27 protein-coding genes are annotated in these 26295 nt (G+C 62.2%); 7 read left to right on the top strand and 20 right to left on the bottom strand.

Translation table 11 applies throughout. The annotated features are described in order from the left end of the window. Window positions 1-73: 73 nt before the first annotated feature. Window positions 74-964, bottom strand: coding sequence for a 4-hydroxybenzoate octaprenyltransferase (ubiA, locus tag G7016_RS01825; protein WP_181111121.1), 891 nt, complete (start codon window positions 962-964; stop codon window positions 74-76). Next, the gene (locus G7016_RS01820) at window positions 964-1545 is read right to left on the bottom strand and encodes a chorismate--pyruvate lyase family protein (RefSeq protein ID WP_181111120.1); all 582 of its coding nucleotides are present in this window, start codon (window positions 1543-1545) and stop codon (window positions 964-966) included. Before G7016_RS01820 ends, ubiA begins: the two co-directional genes overlap by 1 nt. Window positions 1546-1611: 66 nt before the next feature. Here G7016_RS01820 and G7016_RS01815 point away from each other — a divergent pair, with 66 nt between their 5' ends. Both G7016_RS01815 and G7016_RS01810 read left to right on the top strand, forming a co-directional pair. Next, entirely contained in the window at window positions 1612-1779 is a 168-nt protein-coding gene (locus G7016_RS01815; protein ID WP_181111119.1) for a rubredoxin, read from the top strand. Window positions 1780-1993: 214 nt separating this feature from the next. After that, complete coding sequence (locus G7016_RS01810) at window positions 1994-2263, top strand: HU family DNA-binding protein (protein WP_181111118.1); 270 nt, start codon at window positions 1994-1996, stop codon at window positions 2261-2263. Window positions 2264-2344: 81 nt separating this feature from the next. Here the strand turns inward: G7016_RS01810 and G7016_RS01805 are convergent, their stop codons facing one another. The 6 genes from G7016_RS01805 to exbB all read right to left on the bottom strand — a co-directional run bounded on the left by G7016_RS01805 (window position 2345) and on the right by exbB (window position 9015). Further along, on the bottom strand, window positions 2345-3745 hold the full coding sequence (locus tag G7016_RS01805) for an aminoacyl-tRNA deacylase and HDOD domain-containing protein (protein WP_181111117.1): 1401 nt from the start codon (window positions 3743-3745) through the stop codon (window positions 2345-2347). Window positions 3746-3822: 77 nt separating this feature from the next. After that, window positions 3823-5898, bottom strand: a complete 2076-nt coding sequence (gene recG / locus G7016_RS01800; RefSeq protein WP_181111116.1) for an ATP-dependent DNA helicase RecG — start codon at window positions 5896-5898, stop codon at window positions 3823-3825. Then, complete coding sequence (locus G7016_RS01795; RefSeq protein ID WP_181111115.1) at window positions 5895-6830, bottom strand: hydrogen peroxide-inducible genes activator; 936 nt, start codon at window positions 6828-6830, stop codon at window positions 5895-5897. Before G7016_RS01795 ends, recG begins: the two co-directional genes overlap by 4 nt. 87 nt (window positions 6831-6917) lie before the next feature. Beyond that, window positions 6918-7649, bottom strand: coding sequence for an energy transducer TonB family protein (locus G7016_RS01790; RefSeq protein WP_181111114.1), 732 nt, complete (start codon window positions 7647-7649; stop codon window positions 6918-6920). Next, window positions 7646-8071 (bottom strand): TonB system transport protein ExbD, encoded by a 426-nt coding sequence (gene exbD, locus G7016_RS01785; protein WP_181111113.1) that lies wholly within the window; start codon window positions 8069-8071, stop codon window positions 7646-7648. Before exbD ends, G7016_RS01790 begins: the two co-directional genes overlap by 4 nt. 2 nt (window positions 8072-8073) lie before the next feature. Further along, window positions 8074-9015 carry a tonB-system energizer ExbB gene (gene exbB / locus G7016_RS01780; RefSeq protein ID WP_181111112.1) on the bottom strand — a complete coding sequence of 314 codons (942 nt, stop codon included), beginning with the start codon at window positions 9013-9015 and terminating at the stop codon, window positions 8074-8076. Between the two features lie 157 nt (window positions 9016-9172). Between exbB and G7016_RS01775 the strand changes: the two genes are divergently transcribed. Beyond that, a complete protein-coding gene (locus tag G7016_RS01775) occupies window positions 9173-10042 on the top strand; it encodes an NAD-dependent epimerase/dehydratase family protein (RefSeq protein WP_181111111.1) in 870 nt (289 codons plus the stop codon). Here the strand turns inward: G7016_RS01775 and G7016_RS01770 are convergent. From G7016_RS01770 to G7016_RS01745, 6 genes are all read right to left on the bottom strand, one after another. Continuing rightward, a complete protein-coding gene (locus G7016_RS01770; RefSeq protein ID WP_181111110.1) occupies window positions 10032-10763 on the bottom strand; it encodes a hypothetical protein in 732 nt (243 codons plus the stop codon). The two genes, G7016_RS01775 and G7016_RS01770, sit on opposite strands and share 11 nt — an antisense overlap. A 56-nt stretch (window positions 10764-10819) precedes the next feature. Continuing rightward, complete coding sequence (locus tag G7016_RS01765) at window positions 10820-11200, bottom strand: RidA family protein (protein ID WP_181111109.1); 381 nt, start codon at window positions 11198-11200, stop codon at window positions 10820-10822. Window positions 11201-11249: 49 nt separating this feature from the next. Continuing rightward, the gene (spoT, locus tag G7016_RS01760; protein WP_181111108.1) at window positions 11250-13358 is read right to left on the bottom strand and encodes a bifunctional GTP diphosphokinase/guanosine-3',5'-bis pyrophosphate 3'-pyrophosphohydrolase; all 2109 of its coding nucleotides are present in this window, start codon (window positions 13356-13358) and stop codon (window positions 11250-11252) included. A 57-nt stretch (window positions 13359-13415) separates the two neighbouring features. Then, window positions 13416-13679: a DNA-directed RNA polymerase subunit omega gene (gene rpoZ, locus G7016_RS01755; protein ID WP_040260325.1), complete on the bottom strand. Its 264-nt coding sequence runs from the start codon at window positions 13677-13679 to the stop codon at window positions 13416-13418. 143 nt (window positions 13680-13822) lie between these two features. Continuing rightward, window positions 13823-14443, bottom strand: a complete 621-nt coding sequence (gene gmk, locus G7016_RS01750; RefSeq protein ID WP_181111107.1) for a guanylate kinase — start codon at window positions 14441-14443, stop codon at window positions 13823-13825. Between the two features lie 10 nt (window positions 14444-14453). Then, complete coding sequence (locus G7016_RS01745; RefSeq protein ID WP_181111106.1) at window positions 14454-15317, bottom strand: YicC/YloC family endoribonuclease; 864 nt, start codon at window positions 15315-15317, stop codon at window positions 14454-14456. A 206-nt stretch (window positions 15318-15523) separates the two neighbouring features. Between G7016_RS01745 and rph the strand changes: the two genes are divergently transcribed. After that, window positions 15524-16246 carry a ribonuclease PH gene (rph, locus tag G7016_RS01740; RefSeq protein ID WP_181111105.1) on the top strand — a complete coding sequence of 241 codons (723 nt, stop codon included), beginning with the start codon at window positions 15524-15526 and terminating at the stop codon, window positions 16244-16246. A gap of 111 nt (window positions 16247-16357) precedes the next feature. Here the strand turns inward: rph and G7016_RS01735 are convergent, their stop codons facing one another. Then, window positions 16358-17137: an exodeoxyribonuclease III gene (locus G7016_RS01735; protein WP_181111104.1), complete on the bottom strand. Its 780-nt coding sequence runs from the start codon at window positions 17135-17137 to the stop codon at window positions 16358-16360. Window positions 17138-17218: 81 nt separating this feature from the next. Here G7016_RS01735 and pyrE point away from each other — a divergent pair, with 81 nt between their 5' ends. Next, window positions 17219-17860, top strand: coding sequence for an orotate phosphoribosyltransferase (gene pyrE, locus G7016_RS01730; protein WP_181111103.1), 642 nt, complete (start codon window positions 17219-17221; stop codon window positions 17858-17860). A gap of 2 nt (window positions 17861-17862) precedes the next feature. Next, a complete protein-coding gene (locus G7016_RS01725) occupies window positions 17863-18453 on the top strand; it encodes a DUF4124 domain-containing protein (RefSeq protein ID WP_181111102.1) in 591 nt (196 codons plus the stop codon). Between the two features lie 51 nt (window positions 18454-18504). Here G7016_RS01725 and argB read toward each other — a convergent pair whose 3' ends face one another. The 4 genes from argB to coaBC all read right to left on the bottom strand — a co-directional run bounded on the left by argB (window position 18505) and on the right by coaBC (window position 23738). After that, window positions 18505-19410, bottom strand: a complete 906-nt coding sequence (gene argB / locus G7016_RS01720) for an acetylglutamate kinase (protein WP_181111101.1) — start codon at window positions 19408-19410, stop codon at window positions 18505-18507. Window positions 19411-19428: 18 nt separating this feature from the next. Beyond that, window positions 19429-20826: a phosphomannomutase/phosphoglucomutase gene (locus G7016_RS24860; protein ID WP_219854482.1), complete on the bottom strand. Its 1398-nt coding sequence runs from the start codon at window positions 20824-20826 to the stop codon at window positions 19429-19431. Between the two features lie 1240 nt (window positions 20827-22066). Next, on the bottom strand, window positions 22067-22522 hold the full coding sequence (dut, locus tag G7016_RS01710) for a dUTP diphosphatase (RefSeq protein WP_181111100.1): 456 nt from the start codon (window positions 22520-22522) through the stop codon (window positions 22067-22069). A 4-nt stretch (window positions 22523-22526) separates the two neighbouring features. Continuing rightward, a complete protein-coding gene (gene coaBC / locus G7016_RS01705; protein ID WP_181111099.1) occupies window positions 22527-23738 on the bottom strand; it encodes a bifunctional phosphopantothenoylcysteine decarboxylase/phosphopantothenate--cysteine ligase CoaBC in 1212 nt (403 codons plus the stop codon). A 151-nt stretch (window positions 23739-23889) separates the two neighbouring features. On the opposite strand from coaBC, the gene radC reads away from it, so the two are divergent. Further along, window positions 23890-24564: a RadC family protein gene (gene radC / locus G7016_RS01700; protein WP_181111098.1), complete on the top strand. Its 675-nt coding sequence runs from the start codon at window positions 23890-23892 to the stop codon at window positions 24562-24564. Window positions 24565-24606: 42 nt separating this feature from the next. Here the strand turns inward: radC and G7016_RS01695 are convergent, their stop codons facing one another. After that, window positions 24607-26193 carry an ABC transporter substrate-binding protein gene (locus tag G7016_RS01695; protein ID WP_181111097.1) on the bottom strand — a complete coding sequence of 529 codons (1587 nt, stop codon included), beginning with the start codon at window positions 26191-26193 and terminating at the stop codon, window positions 24607-24609. Window positions 26194-26295 lie beyond the last annotated feature (102 nt).

The raw sequence follows: 26295 nt of genomic DNA, 5'->3' as shown, positions 1-26295 counted from the left end.
GAAGGGTAGCAAGTTATGGGTGCCGCGCTGAAGCTTTAGCGTGCTTCAGATGCCCCGCTGAAGGCCACCAGGGCTAGCGCAAGGCGTAGTCCAGCACGATGCCGACGAAGATAGCCAAACCTGCCCAGTGATTATGTAGAAAGGCTTCGAAGCAGGCCATCCGCTCCCGTTTGCGGGTGTGCCAGGCTTCCCAGACAAAACATCCGACGGCAACCGCGAGCCCGGCATGGAACCAGCTGCCCAGCCCGAAGCGATCCCCGGTAAGCAGCAGGCATACGATAGCCAGCCCTTGAAGGATGCCGATGATCAACCGATCCGAATTGCCGAACAGGATGGCCGTGGATTTGACGCCTATCCGCAGGTCATCTTCCCTGTCCGTCATGGCGTAGTAGGTGTCATAGCCGACGGTCCACAACAGGTTTGCCAGATAAAGCCCCCAGGCGGCCGCAGGCACATGGCCTGTTTCAGCCGTGAATGCCATGGGCATGCCCCAGGAAAACGCGGCCCCCAGTACAACCTGGGGGTAGTAGGTGTAGCGCTTCATGAACGGGTAGCTTGCCGCAAGCACCAGCCCCCCCACCGACAACCACACGGTGGCGGCATTGGTACAGAGCACCAGCGCAAAACTGAGGCTCAGCAACACCGCAAAGAACACTATCGCTTCGCGCCCCCTGACCTTGCCGCTCACCAGAGGCCGCTGCTCCGTACGCCTGACGTGGCCATCGACCTTGCGATCAGCAAAATCGTTGATCACGCAGCCAGCCGCTCGCATCAGAATCACGCCCACCACGAAAACGACTACATTGCTCGCCGAAGGGCTGCCCTGGCCGGCGATCCATAGCGCCCACAAGGTTGGCCATAGCAGCAGGTAGATTCCGATGGGCTTGTCCATTCGGCTGAGCTGGATGAAGTCCCAGGCGCGTGGATGAACACGGTTCAGCGAACGAAGCAGGGCCAGGTACATCAGGGAGCCTCCGTGGAGCCGGGCAATGCGGCCCAGAATTCAGGCAGGAATACTTCGGTGACGAGAATGCCCAGCGCGCCGCGGTCGAAGCGTGACCGCCGGGCCCATGGTGCCACTCCGGTGACGTCGATGGGCAACCAGGCGGCCGGATAACGGCCTGCTTCGATGGCGCCTCGGGTAAAGCCGCCATTCACGAACAGTAACTCGCCGAGTGAGCGCGAACCCAGCGCCGGCAGAGGGAAACCGTCTTGCTTGAGCGCCTGTTGCCCGGCCACGCTGCGTGCATACACCCATGGCCTACCGTGGCCGCTGAGGTAGACTTCCCGTACCCAGCCCATGGCATTGGGTGGCAGGCCAAGGGCGAGACATTCATCTTCCCGCAGCACGGCCCAGCCTTCGCTGGCAGGAACCACCGTGAAGCTGTCAGCGGAAAGCCGGGTAAGGCGGCGCGTGAGCGAGCCGGCGTCGAACAGCCAGTCTTCGAGCAGCGCATTGGCGGGTTCGATGGCGTTTGACCAGGCGAGAGGGCAAAGCGGAGCAATAGGTAGCACGGTTTCGAGGCATGGCGGTTGGCAGGCCATGAAGCTTAGCACGAACGGCCGGGCGCCCTGGCATGCCGGGCAATAGCATAACGATGAGGGCATTCAATGAAGAAGTGGCAGTGTGTGGTGTGTGGTTTCATTTACGACGAAGTCGCCGGTTGCCCGGAAGAGGGGCTGGCCCCTGGTACGCGCTGGGAAGACGTCCCTGAAGATTGGCTATGCCCGGACTGCGGCGTAGGCAAAACCGACTTCGAAATGATCGAGATCGTTTGAAACGCAGTTAACCCTGACGGTGGATGGCCGATAAGCCATCCGATCCGTCGGAATCAGCTCGAAGTCCCATAATAAAGCCCTTCGCACCACTGGCGCGGGTGCGCTGGGCGTGCCATTCTCGACCAGTCAGCCGTGGATAGGGGTCCACGTGCGCATTCGGCACGGGCCTACCCAGCCGGACATAAAAACAAAAAACTGCAAAGAGGCATCACTCATGCGCAAACCTGAACTCGCCCAGGCTATCGCCGACAAGGCTGATCTCACCCGGGACCAGGCTAATCACGTCCTCAACGTATTACTTGAGCAAATTACCCAGGCTGTGAACAAGGGCAATGTGACCCTCGTTGGCTTCGGGACTTTCGAAAAACGCCACCGCGGCGCCCGCACAGGCAAGAATCCGCAAACGGGCGAACCCGTGAAAATCCGAGCCAGCAACACGGTCGCTTTCAAGCCGGGCAAAGGGCTGCGCGAGAGCATCGGCTAAGCCGGCATAGCTGCCAGCACGCTTATCGACAGGCCGCGCGTTGCGGCCTGCTTTCAGAACCTGAAACCCGGCTGCCGGACCCTAGCCCTGACCGAATTGCTGGGCGAGCTCACGTAGCAGCTGCTCGGCATCCAGCACTTTGGTAACCACCTCATTGGCTTTCTCGCGGGTGATATCAAGCCGCTCCAGCAAGGCGTCCGGGATCTCTTCCTCCACCTCGAAGCCCTTGCCGCGGGCACGCAGCAAGCGCACCGCCAGGCACACAAGGTTGGCATAAGCCGAGTGCTCGCCATCATAGGTGGCGTCGTTCTGGTACTGCAGCGCAGTGACCAGCTCATCTGGCATATCCCAGTGCTTCATCAGCCAGGCACCTACCTGCTCACGGCTTATCCCGAGCAAGTGTTGCTCGACATAGGCGTGAGGCAGGTGGGGGTTCACCTCAAGGTGGCGGCACACCAGCGAGAAATGCGGCGGGAAGACGTGCGCCAGCAGCAGGTAGCCGAAGTTGTGCAACAGGCCGCCCAGGTAGGTAAGCCCGGCCTCGGGCCGCTGTGCACGCGGCATGGCGCGGGTAAGGCCTTCGACTACTGCCGCGGTATAGAGCGACTGCTGCCAATAGGGCGTAGCGTGCTGGGGCTTGTCCTTGGGCAGGGTGAGGGTTTTGCCCAATGCCAGGCCCAGGGCCAGGTTGATCACCAGATCGAACCCCAGCACCCGCACGATCGCATCTTCAACAGAGCGGATCTTGCCCACGGAGCCGTAATAAGGTGAAGCCGCCCAGCTCACCACCTGCGCCGCGAGGGCTGGATCGGTTTCGACCACCCCGGTCACGTCGTCGGTGCTGGCATCCGGATCAACCCGCAGCTTGATGATTTTCTGCGCCGTAGTGGCCAGCGGCGGAATCTCGATAGTGTCTTCAAGACGCTGTTGAATGCGGCGCGCGGTGAATGCCTGCACACCCTTGGAAATCACGCTCAGCGAACCGGAGAGTGGCTGGGCCACGGGTTTGGCGGCGTCTTCGCCAAAGCGGGCAGAGCTGGCATTGGCCAGCGCCTTGCGGAACTGATTCTGGTCCGTGGAAATTTCGAGCAGAATCCCGGGCTGACCGGAAGCGACCAGTACATACTCGATGTCCAGCAGCCGTTCGTCATAGACGCAAGGTGCACTGACCGCAAGCGGTATGCCCGGCAGCTCGCCAAGGTCTGACGGGTCAAGCAAACGCTTGAGTTTTTCCAAGGGAACGGCGGTCAGGGTGCGACCATAAATTTCCGCCAGACGCGTAAGGTCCAGAAGCTGGTCCTTGCGCAGCAGCACCAGAAGCAGGCCAACCGCGTCGCCGAGCAATACAGCCTGTACCTGCCGAGCAGGGTTCAGCAGAGGCGATTCGATCACTTCCCGGTAATCGATGCTGTGAGCGCGCAACAGCTGCTGGATGGCATCGGGGGCGTGCGGTGTTGCTACTTCCAGGGCAACTTCAGTCATGGCTGTATCCGAACGTTTACAAAGCGCCAGTATACCCAGCTTCGGGAATAATGCGGGCAGATTAAGGGCATATGACCTCACACTTGGCCATATTGCTGCCCATGGCGCAGCCAGCGCTCCAACAGTGGAGTCACATGGTTCGGCCAGCGGGCGATGAGTTGCTGCGCGGCATCCCGTACCGCCGGCAGCAAATGGGCGTCCCGCATCAGGTCAGCCACCTTGAACTGTAGCAGGCCGGTTTGCCGGGTACCCAGCATTTCACCAGGCCCCCGTAGTTCCAGGTCCTTCTCCGCGATCACGAAGCCGTCGTTGGTTTCACGCATGATCCCCAGCCGCTCGCGGCCGATGAAGGACAGGGGCGGGTGGTAGAGCAGCACGCAATGGCTGGCGGTACTGCCACGGCCAACCCGCCCACGCAATTGATGCAGCTGGGCCAGGCCAAGGCGCTCCGGGTTCTCGATGATCATCAGGCTGGCATTGGGCACATCCACCCCAACTTCGATTACCGTAGTGGCGACCAGCAGCTGCAGTTCGCCCTGTTTGAACCGGGCCATCACCTCGGCCTTTTCTGTAGGTTTCATTCGGCCGTGCACCAGGCCTACACGCAACTCACCCAGGGCGCTGGTAAGTTCCTCGAAGGTCGTTTCCGCCGCCTGGCAGGTCAGCTCTTCGGATTCCTCGATCAGGGTGCATACCCAATACGCCTGCCGCCCCTCGGCGCAGGCGGCGCGAACACGTTCGATCACCTCGATGCGGCGGCTGTCTGCCACCAACACGGTGTTTACCGGCGTGCGCCCGGGTGGCAGTTCGTCCAGCACCGAAGTGTCCAGGTCGGCGTACGCGCTCATGGCCAACGTGCGGGGAATGGGGGTGGCGGTCATGATCAGCTGATGCGGGCACAGGCGCCCATCGACACCTTTTTGCCGCAGCGCCAGGCGCTGCTGTACGCCGAAGCGGTGCTGTTCGTCGATAATCGCCAAGGCAAGGCGGTGAAAGCGAACCTCAGGCTGGAACAATGCATGGGTACCCACAACCATAGGCGCGCCACCGGCAATTCGCTCCAGCGCGGCCTGACGGGTCTTGCCCTTGAGCTTGCCAGCCAACCAGGCGACTTCGATCCCCAGCGGCTCGAACCAGCGCTGAAAGTTGATGTAGTGCTGCTCGGCCAGAATCTCGGTAGGCGCCATGAGCGCGACCTGGTAGCCGGCCTCTATCGCTTGCAGCGCGGCAAGGGCCGCTACCACTGTTTTACCTGCGCCTACATCGCCTTGCACCAGGCGCAACATCGGCGCGTTCTGGGACAGGTCATAGCTGATTTCCTTTCCCACCCGCTGCTGTGCGCCGGTAGGGCTGAAGCCCAGGTTTGCCAGGTAACGGGCCGGCAAGGTGCGCGGTTCGGGAAGCGGCGGAGCCTGCTGAGCGCGCAGGCTTTCACGCAGCCGTTGTTGTGAAAGCTGATGGGTGAGCAGCTCCTCGAATATCAGGCGCTCCTGCGCCCAGTGATGGCCCAGGGCGAGCTCTTCGACATCGGCATCGGCGGGCGGCTGGTGCAAATAGCGAATGGCGTCGCCCAAAGCCCCCAGCCGGTACTCGCGCGCCAGCTCCTCGGGAAGCCAGTCGGGCAGGCTGTTGGGGCCTAGCATCGCCAGGCTTTGCACGCACAGCTGACGAAGCCGTTGCTGGGTCAGGCCCTCGGTCAGCGGGTAGATGGGGGTGAGGGTTTGCTCGACGGGGGCCGGCTCGTCGCCGGTAAGGGCTCGGTATTCGGGATGGTAGATTTCCAACCCCGAGGCGCCAGGGCGAGCCTCGCCGTAACACCGCACCGGCGTGCCCCGCTTGAGTGTTTCCTTTTGGGCATTGCTGAAATGGTAGAAGCGCAGGCTGACCACGCCCGTGTCGTCGCCCAGGCGCACCAGCAGGCTGCGGCGCTTGCCCATCATCACGTCCGCGCCGCGCACCACGCCTTCGATCACCGCGTCCTGACCAGGGCGCAGGCTACCGATCGGGATCACACGCGTGCGGTCCTGATAACGCAGGGGCAGGTGGAACAGCACATCCTGTACGGTTTCGAGCCCCACCCTGGCGAGCTTTTCCGCCATGGCTTCGCCCACCCCCTTGAGTGCCGTGACCGGCACGCCGGCAAGTTCGGTCATACCGCAGCTTTTGTGTTCGCCGCAGGTGCCTTGACCACCGAGCACAGGCGGATCGAGTCGGCGAGGATCTCGATGGCCTTGGGCCGTGGGAAGCTGGCGCGCCAGGCAATGGCCACCGTGCGGAAGGGTGCGGGCGGTGTCATGGGACGCACCTCGATGACGCCGGGGGCGTAGTGATGGCTATGCACGGCGGACAGCGGTAGTACCGATACTCCGAGCCCGGAGGCAACCATGTGGCGAATGGTCTCCAGGGAGCTGGACTCCACCGTGGTATGCCGCGCCGCGTCAGCGCCTTTGCCCAGCGTAGGGCAAGCTTCCAGCACCTGATCGCGGAAGCAATGCCCCTCGCCAAGCAGCAGCAGGCTCTTGTCGTTGAGCAAGGCGGAGTCGATGGTTTCCTTGCGGGTCCACGGATGGTCGCTGGGCATCAATACCTGGAAGGGCTCGTCGTACAACGGCAGCGTCAGCACATCGGCTTCGTTGAACGGAAGCGCAACGATCACTGCGTCGAGCTCGCCGTTGCGCAGCTTGTCGCGAAGCAGGTGCGTGAAGTTCTCTTCGATGTACAGCGGCATCTGCGGGGCAACCCGGTGCAGCTGGGGAATGAGGTGCGGGAACAGATAAGGCCCAACGGTGTAGATGGCGCCTACCTTGAGGGGCGCGGTGAGCTGGTTTTTGCCTGCCTGTGCCAGTTCACGGATGCCCTGCGCCTGCTCGAGCACCTTCTGCGCCTGGGCAACGATGCTTTCCCCGACCGGGGTGAGGCGCACAGCGCTTTTACTGCGCTCGAAGATCAGTACGCCGAGTTCGTCTTCGAGTTTTTTCACCCCCACCGACAATGTGGGCTGGCTCACATGGCAGCGTTCGGCGGCGTGGCCGAAATGCTGCTCCTGGGCGAGGGTCACGATGTAGCGTAATTCTGTAAGGGTCATAACGGGCGTCCATGAAGTTGCGGCCCCAGCATAGCGGCTGCAGTCGATAGACGCACGTTATCGAATACGCGACCTTGTATCAGAACCTCAGTGAGTAAGGCTGAAGTTGAAAGGGGCTTTAAGCTTGACCGTTCCGTTACTCAACTTGTCCGCCGGTGGTATTGGCAAGGGTTGCGCACGATTCACGGCTCGCAACGCCGCCCGGTCGAGCAAGCTGCTTCCCGAGCTGGTGAAGATACTCGCATCCAGCACGCGACCTTGGCCGTCCATTGTGAACTCCACCATCACTTGGCCAACGGTGCCCCGGCTACGTGCGGCCGGCGGGTATTCCTTGAACCGCCCTAACCGGCCTAATACCTCGCTCTCCCAGCTGGGCGCGGCGTTGGCCGGCGGCGCGGGCGGTGGCGGTGGTGTTGGGGCCGGTGCCTTGGCGGGTGCCGCAGGCGCTGGCTGCGCCGGTTGCTCGACCGGGGTTTCCTTGGGCGGCTCTGGCTTGGGCTGCGGCTTGGGTGGTTGCGGTTTGGGCTTTGGCTTGGGCTTGGGCAGCTCGATCACCGGCTTTGGCGCTTCCACTACCTTGGGCAGCGGTGGCTCTTCCACTGGCTGCGGTGGCTGTACCACGGGCACTGGTGGCGGCAGGGGCTGTGGCTCGGGAAGCGGGGCCAGCTCCATCATCATGGCCGGGGGCGGTGGAGGGGGCGTGACGGTGCTTTTCCAGTTGAGGGCGACCACGATCGCCACCGCGTGGATAGCCAGCACCAATGCCAGGCTACCTCCGTACCGCGCTACATCTGGCAGGGGGCGACTCGCTGCGATCATTGCTTGCCTGCCGTCTCGAGGCCTACCAGGCCGACCTTCAGGTAGCCGGCGCCACGCAGGGCGTCCATCACCTCCATCAGGTCGCCATAGTCCACGCCTTTGTCGGCCTGGAAGAAAATCGTTGTGTCTTTCTTGCCGTGAGTGCGGGCATCCAGTACCTGGCCTAGCGTGGCACGGTCCACCGCGTCGTCACCCAGGTACAATTGCTTGTCGGCCTTCACGCTGAGGAATACCGGCTTTTCCGGCCGAGGCGCTGGCTTGGCCGTGGAGGCGGGGAGGTCGACCTTGATATCAACGGTCGCCAGCGGCGCGGCGACCATGAAGATGATGAGCAGAACCAACATCACGTCGATGAACGGCGTAACGTTGATCTCGTGGTTTTCGGCGAGCTCGTCGGCGCCTTCCTTAAGATGCAGGCCCATGATTAACCCGCTTTGACCATGGAGTGCGGTTGGGTGGCACGCTCGACCGGGTGATGGTCCAGGTCCCGGCTGACCAGCAGCAATACCTGCGCGCTGGCGTCGGCAACTTGTGCCTTGTAGCCGGTGATGGAACGTGCGAACACGTTATAGATCACCACCGCAGGGATAGCCGCTACCAGGCCCAGTGCAGTCGCCAGCAACGCTTCGGCGATGCCAGGTGCGACGACCGCCAGGTTGGTGGTCTGGGTTTTGGCGATACCGATGAAGCTGTTCATGATGCCCCAGACGGTACCGAACAGGCCCACGAACGGAGCCGTGGAGCCGATGGTTGCCAATACGCCGGTGCCGCTGCTCATTTTGCGGCCGCAGGCGGCAACCAGGCGCTCAAGGCGGAAGCTCACGCGCTCCTTGATGCCGTCCTTGTCACGCGCATTGGCCGAAAGCTGCAATTCTTCCATCGCGTCCTGCACCAGCAGGTGAGCCAATGTTCCGGGCTGGTTGGTCGCATCGCCCGCCGCCTTCAATGTGGCGGCGCGCTTGAGCACTTCGATTTCGCGGCGCAGGCGGCGTTTGGCGTTCAGCACTTCCAGGCCCTTGGCGATCCACAGCGTCCACGTGATGATAGAGGCAATGGCGAGCCCGATCATGACGGCTTTCACCACCATATCGGCGTTTTGATACATGCCCCATGGCGACAGGTCGTGGCCCAGATTCAGGGCAGGGTCTTCGATATTCGGAGCGTCCTCGGCAACCAGCGCTTGGCTGGGCGAGGCCGCCTCGACGGGAGCAGGCGCCGCCGTAGTGACCGGCGCGGCCGGGCTGGCAGTGGTGTCCGCGAAAGCGACCGGCGCAGCCAGGCTGACGAGCAGCAGGGCGAAAGCGCACCAGGCGCGTGACATGCTGCGAAGCGAGGGGAGCGAAACAGAGAACTGTGTGGAATTCATGCTGGCCGAACCTGAATAATGGAGGTGGCGGTCCATGCAGGCTGATGGGCGCCGGGACAAATGGTGCGCCATTATTGCAAGTAATTCTTAATAGCAGAAGCGATTGCGTCGGATTTTTCACACGGGCGCATCAAGCGAAGCCGAGATAGAGGTGTTCATGAGCATACCCAGAGTGGTGATAGCCGGTTGCGGAGACATCGGCAGCAGGCTTGCCTTGCAGCTTCAAGGCAGCGGCTGGCACGCCACGGGCATACGCCGCAACCTGGCCAAGCTGCCTTCGGGGCTGCCCGGCCTTCAGGCGGATTTCAGCCTGGCGCCTTGCCCCTCAGGCTGGGAAACGCTCGCCCCGGACTACGTCGTTTATGCCGTGGCAGCGGACCAGCACGACGAAGCCGGGTATCGCCGGGCTTATCTGGACGGGCTTGCCAACGTGATGAGCTGGGTCAAGCAGGCCGCTCAGTCGCCAAGAAGGCTCGTGTTTGTGTCCAGCAGCAGTGTGTATGGGCAGGCAGAGGGGGAGTGGGTCGATGAAGCCTCGGATACCTGCCCTACCGGTTACGCCGGCCAGATCATGCTGGAAGCAGAAAGCCTTGCCGGGGCCAGCCGTGTACCGGCTACCGTGGTTCGGCTGACCGGTATTTATGGCCCAGGCAGGGAGCGATTGATCAATCAGGCCAGGCAGGGCCAATACGCGACCGAACACCCCCCGCAATATGGCAACCGGATACATGCCGAGGATGCCGCCGGGCTTATCGCACATCTGTTGCAGGCAGACTGGGCGGGAAAAGAAATCGCGGGCTGCTACCTGGGCGTGGACGACAACCCGGCGCCGCTGCATGAAGTGCTTGCCTGGCTACGAAAGCAGTTGCAGGTTGAAGTCGCGACCGAAGCGGCCCCCATGCGTCGCACGGGTAGCAAACGTTGCAGCAATGCACTCGCCAGAAGTACCGGGTGGGCGCCGCGTTATCCAGACTATCAGAAAGGCTACGCGGCGCTGCTTCAGCAGGCGACAGGGCCTAGCGCGTAAGGCGCCAGGCAATCGGGCCAGGGCGCAGGCTGGGCATCTCATCCGCTGCGGCCTGGTTTGTGGCCTGGTAGATCTCGAGCTGGTTCTTGCCCCGCTGCAGGATATAAGCCGCGCCCTGAGGGCCGCTCTGCAGCCAGATGCTATCGAAGGCGCCGCTCATGGCCGCGCAGTCACCACCCAGGCACAAGGCGTAACGGTCCATGCCTGGCAGGCCGTCGACATGGCCGTCGGGCAGGAAGTGTACCTTGGCACCCAATCCTTCACCTTCGCTGACCGTCCACTCGCCGCCCATATAGGCTTCATACAGGCGGTGCTCGAAGGCGCCCCCTGGCGGGAGTAGGGGCTTTGCAGGATCTACCCGCTTGAAGGTCTGCTCGGCGGCGCTGTCGCTGGAGGCTTGCAGCAGTTCGTCGCCATCCAGGGCGAGCGATTCCGCACCGTTGCCGTAGAAGTCCACTCGCCACTCGGCCTTGTCAGTGGGCGTCAGGTTGCCTTCGGCCACTTCAAAACCATTGCTGGAGGTTGCCTTGCCGGCGGCCGAATCGATCTGCCATTCGAGCGTGGGGCCCATGCCGAGTAAAGCCTGGCGCAGGTTGCCACCCTTGACGGCGGCTTCGATGGCGTCCTCGTTGATCCAGGTGCCGCCAGCGTCGGCGGGATGGCTGGCGCAACCGCCCAGCAGCATGGCCAGGGCGGGGATCGCCAGAAACAGGGTGCGCATGGAGAGTCCTTGGAGTGTGAGGACGGCGCGCCCGTGGGGGCTGCGCCGTCACGGCCTCATTCGAGAACCAGGATGGCGTCCATTTCTACCTGGGAGCCTTTTGGCAGCGCGGCAACGCCAATCGCGGCACGGGCTGGGTAAGGCTGCTGGAAGTAGCGGCCCATCACTTCGTTGACCGTGGCGAAGTTGCTCAGGTCGGTGAGGAAGATGTTCAGTTTCACGATGTCCTTGAACGAACCTCCCGCCGCCTCGGCAACGGATTTAAGGTTCTCGAACACTTGCACGGTCTGTGCTTCGAAGCCCTCCACCAGCTCCATGGTGGCAGGATCGAGAGGGATCTGCCCCGACATGTAGACGGTATTGCCGGCCTTGATGGCCTGGGAATAGGTGCCGATGGCGGCGGGGGCCTTGTCGCTATGGATGACGCTCTTGGTCATTGCAAACTCCTTGTTGTAGTAGCCGTTGCGCATCGAGCCCGGCGATGGCCTAGGCTCGCATGCGGGTGATTCGGATCACGCCATTGAGCGCGCGCAGCTTGCGGATGACCCGAGCGAGATGCACGCGGTCATGCACGCTTACCATCAGGTGGACCACGCTGGTGCGACCGTCGCGCTCGTCCATGCTGATTTTCTCGATGTTGCCATCGGCGGCATTGACGCTGCTGGCGAGCAAGGCGATCAGGCCTCGCTGGTGCTCGAGCTCGACCCTCAATTCAACATTGAACTCGCCGCTCACGTCCTTGGCCCACGCCAGCTGGATGCATTTTTCAGGGTTGTGCCGCACTTCGCTGATGTTTCGGCAGTTCTCCAGATGCACCACCATGCCTTTGCCCGCAGACAGGTGACCCACGATAGGGTCGCCAGGAATCGGCGTGCAGCATTTGGCATAGCTGAGCACCAGCCCTTCGGTACCGCGAATGGCCAGTGGGCTTTCGTGATTTGGCGAGGCCTCGCCGTCGGAGGCCAGCAGCCGACGTGCCACCACATAAGCCATGCGGTTGCCCAGCCCGATGTCCTCGAGCAGGTCTTCGATGACTTCCAGGCGGTACTCCGCAAGCAGGTGCTGGATACGCTCGGCCGGGATGCCATCGAGCGATGCATCGAAGCTGTTCAGCACTTTGTTCAGCAGCCGCTCGCCCAAGCTCACCGATTCGGACCGGCGCTGCAGCTTGAGCGCGTGGCGAATGTGCGTGCGCGCCTTGCCGGTGACCACGAAGTTCAGCCACGCCGGGTTGGGCCGGGCGCCGGGCGCGCTGACGATTTCGACCGTGGAGCCACTCTGCAAAGGCTCTGAAAGCGGTGCCAGGCGGCGGTTGATACGGCAGGCAATGCAGCTGTTGCCCACATCGGTATGCACCGCATAGGCGAAGTCCACCGCCGTGGAGCCTTTGGGCAGCTCCATGATCTTGCCCTTGGGCGTGAACACGTAGACCTCGTCCGGGAAGAGGTCGATTTTCACGCTTTCGATGAATTCCAGCGAGTTGCCGGCCCGCTGTTGCAGCTCCAGTACACCCTTGACCCACTGACGCGCCCGCGCATGGGTGCTTTTCGGCACGTCGTCGTCATTGGATTTGTACAGCCAATGGGCGGCGATGCCGTTGTTGGCCATCTCTTCCATTTCACGGGTGCGAATCTGGATTTCGATAGGCACGCCGTGCATGCCGAACAGCGTGGTGTGCAGGGACTGATAACCGTTGGCCTTGGGGATGGCGATATAGTCCTTGAAGCGGCCCGGCAGCGGTTTGTAGAGGTTGTGAACGGCGCCCAGCACGCGATAACAGGTGTCTACCTTGTCTACCACGATGCGGAACGCGTACACGTCCATGATCTCGTTGAAGGCGCGCCGCTTGCCGCGCATCTTCTTGTAGATGCCGTAGAGGTGCTTCTGACGGCCGCTCACATCGCCTTCGATGCCGTCTACCGCCAGGCAATTGGCCAGGGACTGTTCGATCTTGGCGACCAGTTCCTTTCGATTGCCGCGAGCACGCTTCACCGCCTGATGGATACGCTCCGAGCGCATCGGGTGCATGGCCTGGAAGCCAAGGTCTTCGAATTCCACGCGCACGTTGTGCATGCCCAGCCGGTTGGCGATGGGTGCGTAGATTTCCAGGGTTTCCTTGGCGATGCGCCGGCGCTTCTCGCCAGACAACACTTCGAGGGTGCGCATGTTGTGCAGCCGGTCAGCCAGCTTCACCAGAATGACGCGAATGTCGCGCGCCATGGCCATGGCCATTTTCTGGAAGTTTTCTGCCTGAGCCTCGGCTTTGGTCTCGAAGTTCATCTGGGTCAGCTTGCTGACACCATCGACCAGTTCGGCCACGGTTTCGCCAAACTGTGCGCAGAGCGCTTCCTTGGCGATACCGGTGTCTTCGATCACGTCATGAAGCATGGCGGCCATCAGGCTCTGATGGTCCATGTGCATATCGGCAAGAATGTTCGCCACCGCGAGCGGGTGGGTAACATAGGGCTCACCGCTACGGCGGCGCTGACCGTCGTGAGCCTGTTCGGCGTAATAATATGCCCGGCGGACCAGATTGACCTGGTCCTTGCCGAGATAGGTCGACAAGCGCTCGGCAAGAACGTCTATGCCTGGCAAGGAGGAACCTCCCGCCAGAATGGCGCCTTGGCCGCGGTGGGTCGACAGGGCATGGGGTTAGACGGCCTCGTTGGCCTCGTCCTCGAACGCAGTGAACAGCGGCTCTTCATCGACGATCTCTGCCTCAGCGATTACATCGTAATCGACCAGGCCAGCGGCGATCTCGCGCAGGGCTACCACGGTAGGCTTGTCGTTTTCCCAACCCACCTTGGGCTCCTTGCCGCCGGTTGCCAGCTGACGGGAGCGCTTGGTGGCGAGCATGACCAGCTCGAAGCGGTTATCGACATGTTCCAGGCAGTCTTCAACGGTCACGCGGGCCATGGTCTTCCTCTTGCATAAACAGTGAGCGCCCGCCGGAGCGGGGTAGCGGACTAGGCAGTTTAAAAAATCACCAGCCTTAATGGAAGAGGAACCGCTCCGTCAGCCAACATTTCTCTTGCCGTTGGTCTGCCACGGTCGCCGCTTCAGCCTAGCAGGCCTTGCAGCAGTGCGGCATGGCGGCCCTGTTGCAAGCCCTGGCTCAGCCGATTGGCGCGGAAAATCGCGCGCAGGTCGCCAAGCGCCGTGGCGAAATCATCGTTGATCACCAGGTAGTCGTACTCAACGTAGTGGCGCATCTCGTTCACCGCTTCACGCATGCGGCCGTCGATGATGTCGTCGCTGTCCTGGCCGCGATTGGTCAGCCGCTGACGCAGGGCTTGCAACGATGGCGGCAGGATGAAGATCGAACGTGTGCCCGGGATCAGCTTGCGAACCTGCTCACCGCCCTGCCAGTCGATTTCCAGAATCAGATCCTGGCCGGCTTCCAGCGTTTGTTGCAACCGGCTTTTGGACGTGCCGTACAGGTTGCCGAACACCTCGGCCTGCTCGAGGAAATCCCCATGCTCGATCATCGCCTGGAAAGTGGGCCGATCAACGAAGTGGTAGTTCACGCCGTCCGCTTCGCCGGGGCGCATGGCGCGGGTGGTGTGGGAAACCGACACGCGAATGTCGGCTTCGGCGTCGATCAGCGCCTTGACCAGGCTGGTCTTGCCGGCGCCGGACGGCGCGGAAACGATATAAAGGGTGCCGGGTGTCGGTTTCATCAAAATAGCCTTACTCAATGTTCTGTACTTGTTCGCGCATTTGTTCGATCAGCACCTTCAGGTTCACCGCGGCTTGAGTGCTGCGGGGATCGAAGGCTTTGGAGCCCAGGGTGTTGGCTTCGCGGTTGAGCTCTTGCATGAGGAAATCCAGGCGCCGGCCGGCCGCGCCCGGGCTGGCCAGCACGCGGCGCACTTCCCGCACATGGGTGGCGAGGCGGTCCAGCTCTTCCGCCACGTCGCTTTTCTGGGCCAGCAGTACCAGCTCCTGCTCCAGGCGTACGGGGTCGAGCTCGGCGCGCACTTCGGCGAAGCGGTCGAGGATTTTCTGCCGGTGGGCGGCCAGCATCTGTGGCACCTGTTCGCGCAGCGCGGCGATATCTTCAGCCATGGCATCGAGCCGATCATTGATCAGCTTCGCAAGTTCGGCACCTTCCCGGGCGCGGCCTGCTTTCATCTCCGCCAGCGCCTCGTTGAACAGCGCCAGCGCGCCGGCCTGCATCGCCTGGGTGTCCACGCTTTCGCTGACCATCACGCCGGGCAACGCCAGCACTTGCAACGGGTCGATCGCGGCGGGCTGCTGGATCAGGGCGGCAACAGCCTGGGCGGCCTCGATCAGCTCTGCGGCGCGCGCCAGGTCCAGCTTCGGCGCCTGGCTGCCCGCTTCTTCGTTCCAGCGTAGGGTGCATTCCACCTTGCCGCGCGACAGCCCGCCGCGCAGTGCCTCGCGCACAGCCCCTTCCAATTCACGGAAGGCATCCGGCAAGCGCAGGTGAGGCTCAAGGTAGCGATGGTTGACCGAGCGCAGCTCCCAGGAAAGGGTGCCATGGGCCCCGGCGCGTTCAGCCCGGGCGAAGGCGGTCATGCTATGGACCATGGGAGGGAACCTCGTGATGGCGGCGAGAAAGGCCGAGCCGCAGGGGGCGATAAAGGCGCAAGAGTGTAACTCAAGCGAGGCTTGCCCCCAATGCGCCGTGGTGGGGCGATGTTCGTCCGCGCGTCGGCTGAGGTGTTTTAAATACCTGTCACGCCGGCTCGGCTTTATACTGTCGGGCAGTTTTTCAATCCGTACAGGTAACCCAGATGAAACGTCCCAGTGGTCGCGCCGCCGATCAGCTTCGCTCGATCCGCATCACTCGCAACTACACCCGGCATGCCGAAGGTTCGGTGCTGGTCGAATTCGGCGACACTCGGGTGATCTGCACCGTCAGCGTCGAAAGTGGCGTGCCGCGCTTCCTCAAAGGCCAAGGCCAGGGTTGGCTTACGGCCGAATACGGCATGCTGCCCCGCGCTACTGGCGAGCGTAACCAGCGCGAGGCCAGCCGCGGCAAGCAGGGTGGCCGTACGCTGGAAATCCAGCGCCTGATCGGCCGCTCACTGCGCGCGGCACTGGACATGTCCAAGCTTGGCGACATCACGCTGTACGTAGACTGCGACGTGATCCAGGCTGACGGCGGTACGCGTACAGCCTCTATCACGGGCGCCATGGTGGCCTTGATCGATGCGCTGAAGGTCATCAAGAAGCGTGGCGGGCTAAAGGCGGGCGATCCGCTCAAGCAGATGATCGCGGCGGTATCGGTAGGGATGTACCAGGGCGAGCCCGTGCTGGACCTCGATTACCTGGAAGACTCCGCAGCGGAAACCGACCTCAACGTGGTCATGACCAGCACCGGCGGCTTCATTGAAGTGCAGGGCACCGCCGAAGGCGCGCCGTTCCAGCCTGAAGACCTCAATGCCATGCTCGCCCTCGCGCGCAAAGGCATGGTGGACCTGTTCGAAATTCAGCAGACCGCTTTGGCGGATTGATCATTTGTATCTAACCCTGTAGGAAGCGGGCGAAGCTCGCGAATGGAAAAATAACCAATTCGCGAGCTTTGCCCGCTTCCAACGGCCCGCTGTTACATCAACAGGCGCGGCTCAGATCGTCAGCGTCCAGTCGTAGTCCACGATGAACGGCGCATGCTGCGAGAACCGCGGCTGGCGCGGTAACCGAGCGCTGCGCACGAAGCGACGAAGCCCCGGCGTAAGCAGCTGGTAGTCGAAACGCCAGCCCAGGTTCAGCATCTCCGCCTGTTCGCTGTCTGGCCACCAGCTGTACTGGTCGCCTTCACGGCTCACTTCGCGCAGGGCATCCACATAGCCCATGTTGCCGACGATTTCGTCCATCCAGGCGCGCTCCGGCGCCAGGAAGCCAGGAGACTGCTGGCTGTCGCGCCAGTTCTTGATGTCGAGCTTCTGCTGGGCGACGTAAAGCGAGCCGCAGTAGATGTACTCGCGACGCTTGCGGCGTTGTTTATCAAGATAACGCGCGAAGTCGTCCATCAACTTGAATTTCTGATTCAGCTCTTCATCGCCACCGCGCCCGGAAGGGAACAGCAGGGTAGCAATACTGACTTTGTCGAAATCCGCTTGCAGGTAGCGACCGAAACGATCGGACGTTTCAATCCCCAGGCCGCTGATGATCGCCTTGGGCTGCAACCGCGAATAAAGCGCGACGCCACCCTGGGCCGGCACTTCCGCGTCGGCCGCGTACAGGAAATAACCATCGAGCTGATAAGCGGAATCGTCCAGTTCGAACGCCGAGGCGCGGGTATCCTGCAAGCAGATCACGTCGGCGTTCTGGGCCTGCAGCCAGCTGAGCAAGCCTCGCTCCACAGCTGCCTGAATCCCATTGACGTTCACACTGATGATCCGCATAAATGGCCCCAAAAATCTCGTGCGTGTATGATACCCGAGGTCAAGTTATTTAGCTAAATCCGTGGTATTCAGGACTTTTACATGCAAGCCTACCAGCGTGACTTCATTCGTTTTGCCATCGAGCGGGGCGTGCTGCGCTTCGGTGAGTTTACCCTGAAGTCCGGGCGCACCAGTCCTTACTTCTTCAATGCCGGCCTGTTCAATACAGGCTCGGCACTGGCGCGTCTCGGCCAATGTTATGCCTCGGCGATCGTCGACAGCGGCCTGAACTTCGATGTGCTGTTCGGCCCGGCGTACAAGGGCATCCCGCTGGCCTCGGCAACCGCCGTGGCATTGGCGGACAAGCACGGGCGCGATGTGCCCTGGTGCTTCAACCGCAAGGAAGCCAAGGATCATGGCGAGGGCGGAAGCCTCGTTGGCGCTCCGCTCAAGGGCGACGTGCTGATCATTGACGACGTGATCACCGCAGGCACCGCCATTCGCGAGGTGATGACCATCATCCAGGCCGAGCAGGCTCGCGCCGCTGCTGTGCTGATTGCCCTCAACCGCCAGGAGCGTGGCAAGGGCGAGCTGTCTGCCATTCAGGAAGTGGAGCGCGACTACGGTATTCCGGTCGTGAGCATCGTGTCCCTGGATCAGGTGCTCGAATACCTCGCCGAAGATACCCAGCTCAAGCAGCATTTGCCTGCGGTGGAAGCTTACCGCGCGCAATACGGAATCTGACCATGCGACACGGCCTTGGGTGGGGGCTGGCGCTGCTATTCCCCTTTGCAGCGCTGGCTGCGCCGCCACCTCCGGTGCAGCTGTATCGCTATACCGATGATCGGGGCGTGGTAGTGCTGGATCGGCAAGGCGTGCCGCCTGAGTTTATTTCCAAGGGTTATCAGATCCTCAACGCGCAGGGGCGTGTACTTCAAACCATCCCTCCGGCACCCAGCGCGCAAGAGACGCAGGCGGCCAGCGCCAGGCGCGCCCGGGCCGAGGCTGACGCAAAACTGCGTGCGCGGTACACCGGGGTAGACGACCTGGAACGAGCGCGCCAACGCCAGCTCGGCGAGATCGACGGAAGGATTTCGCTGACCCGAGGGGATCTGCAGACCTTGCAAGGTCAACAGGCCTCGCTACAGGGCGAGGCTGCCAATCAGGAGCGCAATGGCCAGGCGGTATCGGCTGGGGTGCTGGATCAGCTTGAAGCCTTGCGCCAGCGCCGGGCGGACTTGAACGCGCAACTGCAGCGCTATCAGCAGATGCGCGAGGACACGGACCGCGCGTTCAACGCGGACCGTGCTCGGCTGGAACAATTGTTGACGCCTTGAAGGCTGGCAGGCTGGAGCCTGATCGCAGGCTCCGCCTATTCCTGTGATCGATCAGTGCCGCTTGCGGTTGCAGATCAAGGTGCCCACGCCGCTGTCGGTGAAGATCTCCAGCAGTACGGCGTTGGGTACTCGGCCGTCGATGATGTGCGAGCTGTTCACGCCGCCTTGCACGGCTTCCAGCGCGCAGCGAATTTTCGGGAGCATGCCGCCGTAGATAGTGCCGTCGGCAATCAGCTCGTTCACTTGTTCAGTGGTAAGGCCTGTAAGCACGTTGCCTTGCTTGTCCATCAAGCCTGCAATGTTGGTGAGCAGCATCAGCTTTTCAGCCTTCAGCGCTTCGGCCACCTTGCCTGCCACCAGGTCGGCGTTGATGTTGTAGGACTCACCATCGGCACCCACGCCGATAGGGGCGATCACCGGAATGAAATCGCCCTTCACCAGCATGTTCAGCAGCTCGGTGTTTACCCCGCTCACTTCGCCCACCAGCCCGATATCAATGATTTCAGGCTTGTCCATGCCCGGCGTCTGCCGCGTAACGGTCAGCTTGCGGGCGCGGATCAGTTCGGCATCCTTGCCGGTCAGGCCAATGGCACTGCCGCCGTGGCGGTTGATCAGGTTAACGATGCTTTTGTTCACCTGGCCACCGAGCACCATCTCCACCACATCCATGGTCTGCGCGTCTGTGACACGCATGCCATCGATGAAGTGGCTCTCGATGTTCAACCGCTTGAGCAGGTCAGCGATCTGAGGCCCGCCGCCATGCACGACCACCGGGTTGATGCCTACCGCTTTCATCAGAACGACATCGCGGGCGAAGCCGGTTTTCAACTCCTCGCTTTCCATAGCGTTGCCGCCGTACTTGATTACCAACGTTTTACCGACGAAACGTCGGATATACGGCAAGGCTTCGGACAGTACCTTGGCAACGTTGGTGGCGGCATCGCGTTCGAGGGTCATGCAAGGCTCCTGGCCGGGTTAGAACGGTATCTTCAAGTCGGGTGAAATACGGGTCAGCTGCTCACGGAACACGGCCTTGATGCGCTCGAGCTCGGCCTCGTTCTCCGCCTCGAAGCGCAGTACCAGCACCGGCGTGGTGTTGGAAGCACGTACCAGGCCCCAGCCGTTGGGGTAGTCCACACGAACACCGTCGATGGTGTTCAGGCTCGCATCGCCCCATTCCGCGTTTTGCTGCAATGCATCAATGATGCTGAATTTGCTCTCTTCAGTCACATTGATGTTGATTTCCGGGGTGGAAACATCGTTCGGGAAGGCAGCAAACACGTCTTCAGCGTTTTGCGACTTCTGGCTGAGGATTTCCAGCAGGCGCGCGGCCGCATAGATGCCGTCGTCAAAGCCGAACCAGCGTTCCTTGAAGAATACGTGGCCGCTCATTTCACCAGCGAGCAGTGCACCGGTTTCCTTCATCTTTTTCTTGATCAGCGAGTGGCCAGTCTTGTACATCACCGGGCGGCCCTTGTTGCCCTCGATCTGGGCCTTGAGGCGACGGCTGCATTTCACGTCATAGATGATGTCCGCGCCGGGGTTGCGGGACAGCACGTCCTGAGCAAAGAGCATCAGCAAGCGGTCGGGATATACAACGTTCCCGGCGTTGGTCACCACGCCTACACGGTCGGCGTCGCCGTCGAATGCCAGGCCCAGGTCCGCGCCGGTTTCCTTGACCTTGGCGATCAGGTCTTCGAGGTTTTCCAGCTTGCCCGGATCCGGATGGTGGTTCGGGAAGTTGCCGTCCACATCGCAGAACAGCGGAATGACTTCGCAGTTGAGCTTCTCGATCAGCTGAGGGGCGATCACGCCGCCTACGCCGTTGCCGCAGTCCACTACCACCTTCAGTTTGCGTGGCACCGCGATGTCTTTCTGGATGTAGGCGTCGTACTGGCTGAGGATATCGACCTTTTCGACGGTCCCCTGGCCGCTGGCCAGGTCGTTGTCACGGATACGCTCGTACAGCTTCTGGATCTGCTCGTTGGCCAGGGTGTCGCCAGCGATGATGATCTTGAAGCCATTGTAGTTCGCCGGGTTGTGGCTACCGGTCAGCATCACACCGGATTTGCCTTGAAGCACATTTGCCGCGAAATAAAGAGCGCCCGTTGGGACCATGCCCACGTCGCTTACATGACAACCGCTGTCAGCGATACCTTGAATCAGCTGCGCTACCAGCTCCGGGCCGGACAGGCGGCCGTCGCGGCCTACCGACACATGAGGCTCGCCCTGAGCCAGGCTTTGCGAGCCAATGGCGCGGCCGATCCAATAAGCGGTTTGCGCAGTCAGTGTTTCTGGCACGATGCCGCGAATGTCATAGGCGCGGAAAATGCTGGCGGGAACATTGGGTGCGACTTGTGCAATGCTGTTCATAGCGGGGGGATGCTCCATTCGCAGAAAGTCCTGGTCGGTGTCGAGGATCCCGACACCAAGTACGTCAGTCTCTTGAAACGGCAGCCGAGCACCCTCCGGCTCGGCGGAGCGGTGGGTTTGGGCGGCCGGGGCGCTGCGAGTCGTAATGCCGTTGAGGTCAGGCGCCACCACGGCGCCGGGATCGGTTCGGCGATCGCGCAAGGAGAAGCGGGCCAGGGCCTGGGCCAACCCGTTCAGCTCTGCGAGGCTCAAACTGAACGCTTTGACGACTTTTCCGCCCGAGAGTTCGTCCAGCAGTTGATTCAATTGTCGAGCATCGTCACGCAGGCGACCGCGCAACCCGCGAACCACCATCACCATCGCGACCCAGAACGCGCCAGCTGCGATCAGTAGCGCCGCTACCGCCATCAGAAGGGATATCCATTGCACCGGGGCATCGTAGGCCGTGCCTGGTGTGAAGCGCAGGCTCCAGTGTGGGTTGCCCAGGTCCAGGCTATAGGGCCGGGCCGAGCCTGGCGTCCCGCTTTGATAGAGAACCTGCACTGGCCCGTCACCGAAACGCTGCTGGAGCACCAGTTCGCCAGCTTCTGGCGGCAGGGCAGGCAGGCCCCGCAATGCACGCTGCATATCGATTGCCAGCAGCACGGTACCCACAACCTGCTGGGTGCCCGATGCTTTTACGGGGGCCGCACTGTAGACGAGCCACCGCTGCCCTGCGCGCTGGGCTTCCAGAGGGGGAGGCGAGCCGGCCTCGCTACGGCGCAGGAGGTCGAGCGCGGCGAAGGTGAAGGGCGCCGTACGCGTTTCATCCGGTTCGCCCTGGCCCAAGGAGGTAACAAAGGCGTCGATAACCCCATCGCGGTAACGAAGGCCGGCCTCGGCATTTCGCAGGCGTGCCGCGTCACCGCTTTGCAGGGCGGCTACAAGGGCAGGGTCCCCGGCCGCAGCCTGGGTGTCGGCAGCAATCTGTACAAAAGCCTGCCGCAGGGTAGCCGCCTGGGCAGACGCTGCGGATTGCGCGAGCTGCCAGCGCCAGGCTTGCTGGGATGGCCCCGGCTGGCCGATCCACAGCAGCAGGGCCGCGACCAGCAGCCCTATCGCCGCAACCACCAGGCCAGGCCGCAGCAATTGAAGGTCAGTGGCGCCATCCTCGTCGGCAGGCGTTTTTGGGACTTGCTCAGTGATACCTTTCACAACCGCTCCTTGTGTCCGCTGTCGACGATGCCTGCGATGAAGCGGTTCAGTGGCTCCCGGAGTGCCCGAACCCACCCGCGCCACGCTGGCTCTGGTCAAATGCCTCGACCACCTCGAACCGGGCCTGTACGACCGGTACCAGCACCAGTTGAGCGATTCGCTCGCCCACCTTGATCTCGAACGCCGTGTTGCCCCGGTTCCAGCAAGAGACCATCAGCTCGCCCTGGTAATCGGAGTCGATCAGGCCCACCAGGTTACCCAATACGATCCCATGCTTATGGCCCAGGCCGGAGCGCGGCAATACCAGCGCCGCAAGGCCCGGGTCGGCAATGAAAATGGACAGCCCTGTCGGGATCAGCACCGTCTGCCCCGGGGCCAGGGTGATATCCGCTGGGAGCATGGCCCGCAGATCGAGGCCGGCGGAACCGGGTGTGGCGTAGTCTGGCAGCGGGAAATCGCTACCCAGGCGTGGATCGAGAATACGGGCTTGCAGGGCGTGCATGATGTTATTGAACCTGGTTGATGCGGTTGGCGATCAGCGCGATCAGTTGGCGCGCGATCTTGCCTTTGCTGGTCTGTGGAAGCAGCGTTTCATTGAGCTGTCGGTCAATGACGCTGCAGGCGTTCTCTTCGCTGTTGAAGCCGATGCTCGGGTTGGCGACGTCATTGGCCACGATCAGGTCGAGGTTCTTGTCGCGCAGCTTGCGGGCGGCATAGTCGAGAAGGTTTTCGGTTTCGGCGGCGAAGCCCACGCTGAAGGGGCGATCCGCCCGGCCAGATAACGTGGCAAGAATGTCCGGGTTGCGGACCATGCGCAGCAGAAGGCCGTCGGCGGTGGACGGGTCTTTCTTCAGCTTTTGCGCGGCGACTACTTCAGGGCGGTAATCGGCAACCGCCGCCGACGCGATGAGAATATCGCAGGGCATGGCGGCTTCGCAGGCGGCAAGCATGTCACGCGCGCTTACCACATCGATGCGACTGACCCGATCCGGGGTTGGCAAATGAACCGGGCCGCTGACAAGCGTCACTTTTGCGCCCGCTTCCGCTGCGGCTTCGGCAAGGGCAAAGCCCATTTTGCCGGAGCTGTGGTTGGTGATGTAGCGCACCGGGTCGATGTTTTCCTGCGTAGGCCCGGCGGTGATGAGTACGTGCTTGCCGGTCAGGGCCTCCCGACGGAAGCAATCGGCGGCCAAGTGAGCCAGATCGGTGGGCTCCAGCATGCGGCCCAGGCCGATGTCACCGCATGCCTGGCTTCCCGAGGCGGGCCCGAACACTTTCAGGCCTCGGGCTTGCACGGTTTGCAGGTTGGCTTGGGTAGCAGGGTCTCGCCACATGGCCTGGTTCATTGCCGGGGCCAGCGCGACTGTTGCGTCGGTTGCCAGCACCAAGGTGGTCAGCAGGTCGTTGGCCAGCCCTTGGGCCAGGCGAGCGATGAGGTCCGCCGTGGCGGGTGCGATCAGCACCAGATCTGCCCAGCGCGCCAGTTCGATATGCCCCATGGCGGCTTCTGCGGCAGGGTCGAGCAAGTCGAGGTGCACCGGGTGCCCGGAAAGCGCCTGCATGGTCAGCGGTGTGATGAACTCGCTGCCGCCCCGTGTCATTACCACGCGCACTTCGGCGCCCTGCTCAAGCAGCCGGCGGACCAGTTCGGCGCTTTTGTAAGCGGCTATGCCACCGCCCACGCCTAGAACGATGCGTTTTCGATACAGCCGCTGCATTGAGCCTGCCTTTATCCGCTTGTGGTTACGATCAGAAATGATCCTTGAGCGCAGGCCTGGCATCGCTGGGCTTTGCGCTAAAAAAGTTGGGCTAAGATAGCACAGCGCCTGCTACGGAACAGCGGCGCCCAAGGCCGACAAGGAGGCAATGATGGCTATTCGAGACTGGCCCGTGGCTGAACGCCCCCGGGAAAAACTGCTCAGCCGTGGCGCCCAGGTGCTATCAGACGCCGAGCTGCTGGCAATTTTCCTGCGTACCGGCGTGAAGGGCTTCAGCGCGGTAGACCTGGCGCGGCGGCTGCTGGATGAAATGGGCGGGTTGCGGGGGCTGCTGCAGGCCGACCTGCCGACCTTCAGCGGGCATCTGGGCCTGGGTGAGGCAAAGTACGCGCAGCTGCAGGCCGTGTTGGAAATCGCGCGTCGCCACTTGGCCGAGCAGCTTAAACGGGATTCTGCCCTGGAGAACTCCACGGCCGTTCGCGATTACCTGAAGGCCATGCTGCGGCACGAACCCCACGAGGTATTCGCCTGCTTGTACCTGGACTCCCGCCACCGGGTGCTGGGTTTCGAAGCCCTGTTTCAAGGGTCGATCGACAGCGCCAGTGTGTACCCCCGGCAGGTGGTCAAGCGCGCACTCGCTCACAACGCCGCCGCGCTTATCCTGTGTCACAACCATCCCTCTGGGGTATCCGAGCCCAGCCAGGCGGATCGCCATCTCACGCGGCGCATAAAAGAGGCGCTGGCCTACATCGACGTCAAGGTGCTCGACCACTTCATCGTTGGCGAAGGAGAGCCACTGTCCATGGCCGAGCTGGGTTTGATGTAAAGCTTCAAGCGCAGGCCGCCCGTATAAGGCGGCCACGCTTGTTCAGTCCAGGCTTGCGTGGCTGAAATCCTGGCGGCCGAAGGGGCTTGGCTCATAGCCCTTCAGGTTTTTACTGGCCAGCACCGTTACCTCTGGATGGGCCAACGGCAGCCATAGCGCCTGCTTCTGTATCAGGGCCTGCGCCTGGTGATACAGCTCGCTGCGCTCCTGCTGGGAGCGACCGGCCTTACCCTTGGTGATCAGGCCATCCAGGGTTGGGTCGCAATAACGGGCAAAGTTGGTTCCCGATTGCACCGCCGCACAGGAAAACTGCGGGGTAAGGAAGTTATCCGGGTCGCCGTTGTCGCCCGCCCAGCCCATGAACAACAGATCATGTTCCCCGGCCTTGGCGCGGCGGATCAACTCGCCCCATTCGATGGTGCGAATGTCTGCCTTGATGCCAACCTGGGCAAGGTCAGCCTGCAGCAGTTGGGCGCCTGCCGCCGGTGCGGGATTGAGCAGGCTGCCACTGGGGCGAGTCCAGATGGTGGTGCTGAAGCCGTCCTTGAACCCGGCGTCGGCCAGCAATTTGCGCGCTTTGTCGGGGTTGTGGTCGTAGAGGTGCGCATCGGCGGCATAGCCCCAGGTATTGGTGGGGTAAATGCCATTGGCAGGCTGCGCGGTGTCCTCGAAAACAGCCTTGAGGTAGCTGGCCTTGTCGAAGGCCAGATTGATAGCCTGGCGCACGGCAGGCTTGTCCAGCGGCGGATGCTGGCTATTGATGGCCACGAACGCGGTCATGAATGCTGCGGTATCCAGCACCTGGAGTTTGCTGTCGGCCCTCACGCTTGCGATGTCCTGTGGCTTGGGTGACAGCGCCACCTGACATTCGCCCGCGCGCAGCCGTTGCATGCGCACATTCGGATCGGGGCTGATCGCATAGATCAGCGGGTCTACCGCAGGCTTGCCGCCGAAGTAGTCAGCGTTTGCTTTGTAGCGCACCTGGGCGTCCTTCTGGTACCGCACAAAAATGAACGGCCCAGTGCCGATGGGTTGGCTGTTGAGCTTCTCAGGCGTGCCGGCTTTCATCAGCTGGTCGGCATACTCGGCCGAATAGATCGAGGCGAAACCCATGCTGAGCGTGGCCAGGAAGGTTGCATCAGGATGATCGAGCACGAAGCGCACCGTAGCGGCGTCAGGTGCGTCGATCTGTTTCACGAGGCTGGGCAACTGCATGGATTGCGCATGGGGGAACCCGCTTTGCGCAACCTTGTGCCATGGGTTGGCAGGGTCGAGCATGCGCTTGAAGCTGAACACAACGTCCTCCGCCGTCAGCTCGCGGGTAGGCTTGAAATACTCCGTACCGTGGAAGCGCACGCCCTGGCGCAGGTTGAACGTGTAGGTCAGGCCATCTTCGCTGACCGACCACTGCTGTGCCAGGCTCGGTACAACCTTGCCGGCCTTGGCGTCGAAGTCCACCAGGCGGTTCATCAACACGTCCGCAGAAGCGTTGGTGGTGGTGAGCGAGTTATACTGCACCACGTCGAAGCCCTCTGGGCTGGCCTCGGTGCAAACGGAAAGCGGTTTGGCCTGGGCGGTGGCACAGGCGCCAAGTACCGCGAGCAGTAGCGGGGTGTAGGCAAGACGCATGGTCGATTCCTTGGCTTTCTGGAGTGGGCCATCTGCCGGTGCAGTCTGGATTTCCTACCCTAGAGATCTCGTTTCGTTTTCGCCATTCAAATTTTCACTCTT

Origin of the sequence: Pseudomonas japonica, from assembly GCF_013522925.1 — a bacterium.
Classification (GTDB): Bacteria; Pseudomonadota; Gammaproteobacteria; order Pseudomonadales; family Pseudomonadaceae; genus Aquipseudomonas; species Aquipseudomonas japonica_A.
The sequence above is the reverse complement of the archived record's forward strand: the minus strand, read 5'-3'. Positions and strand labels throughout refer to the sequence as shown.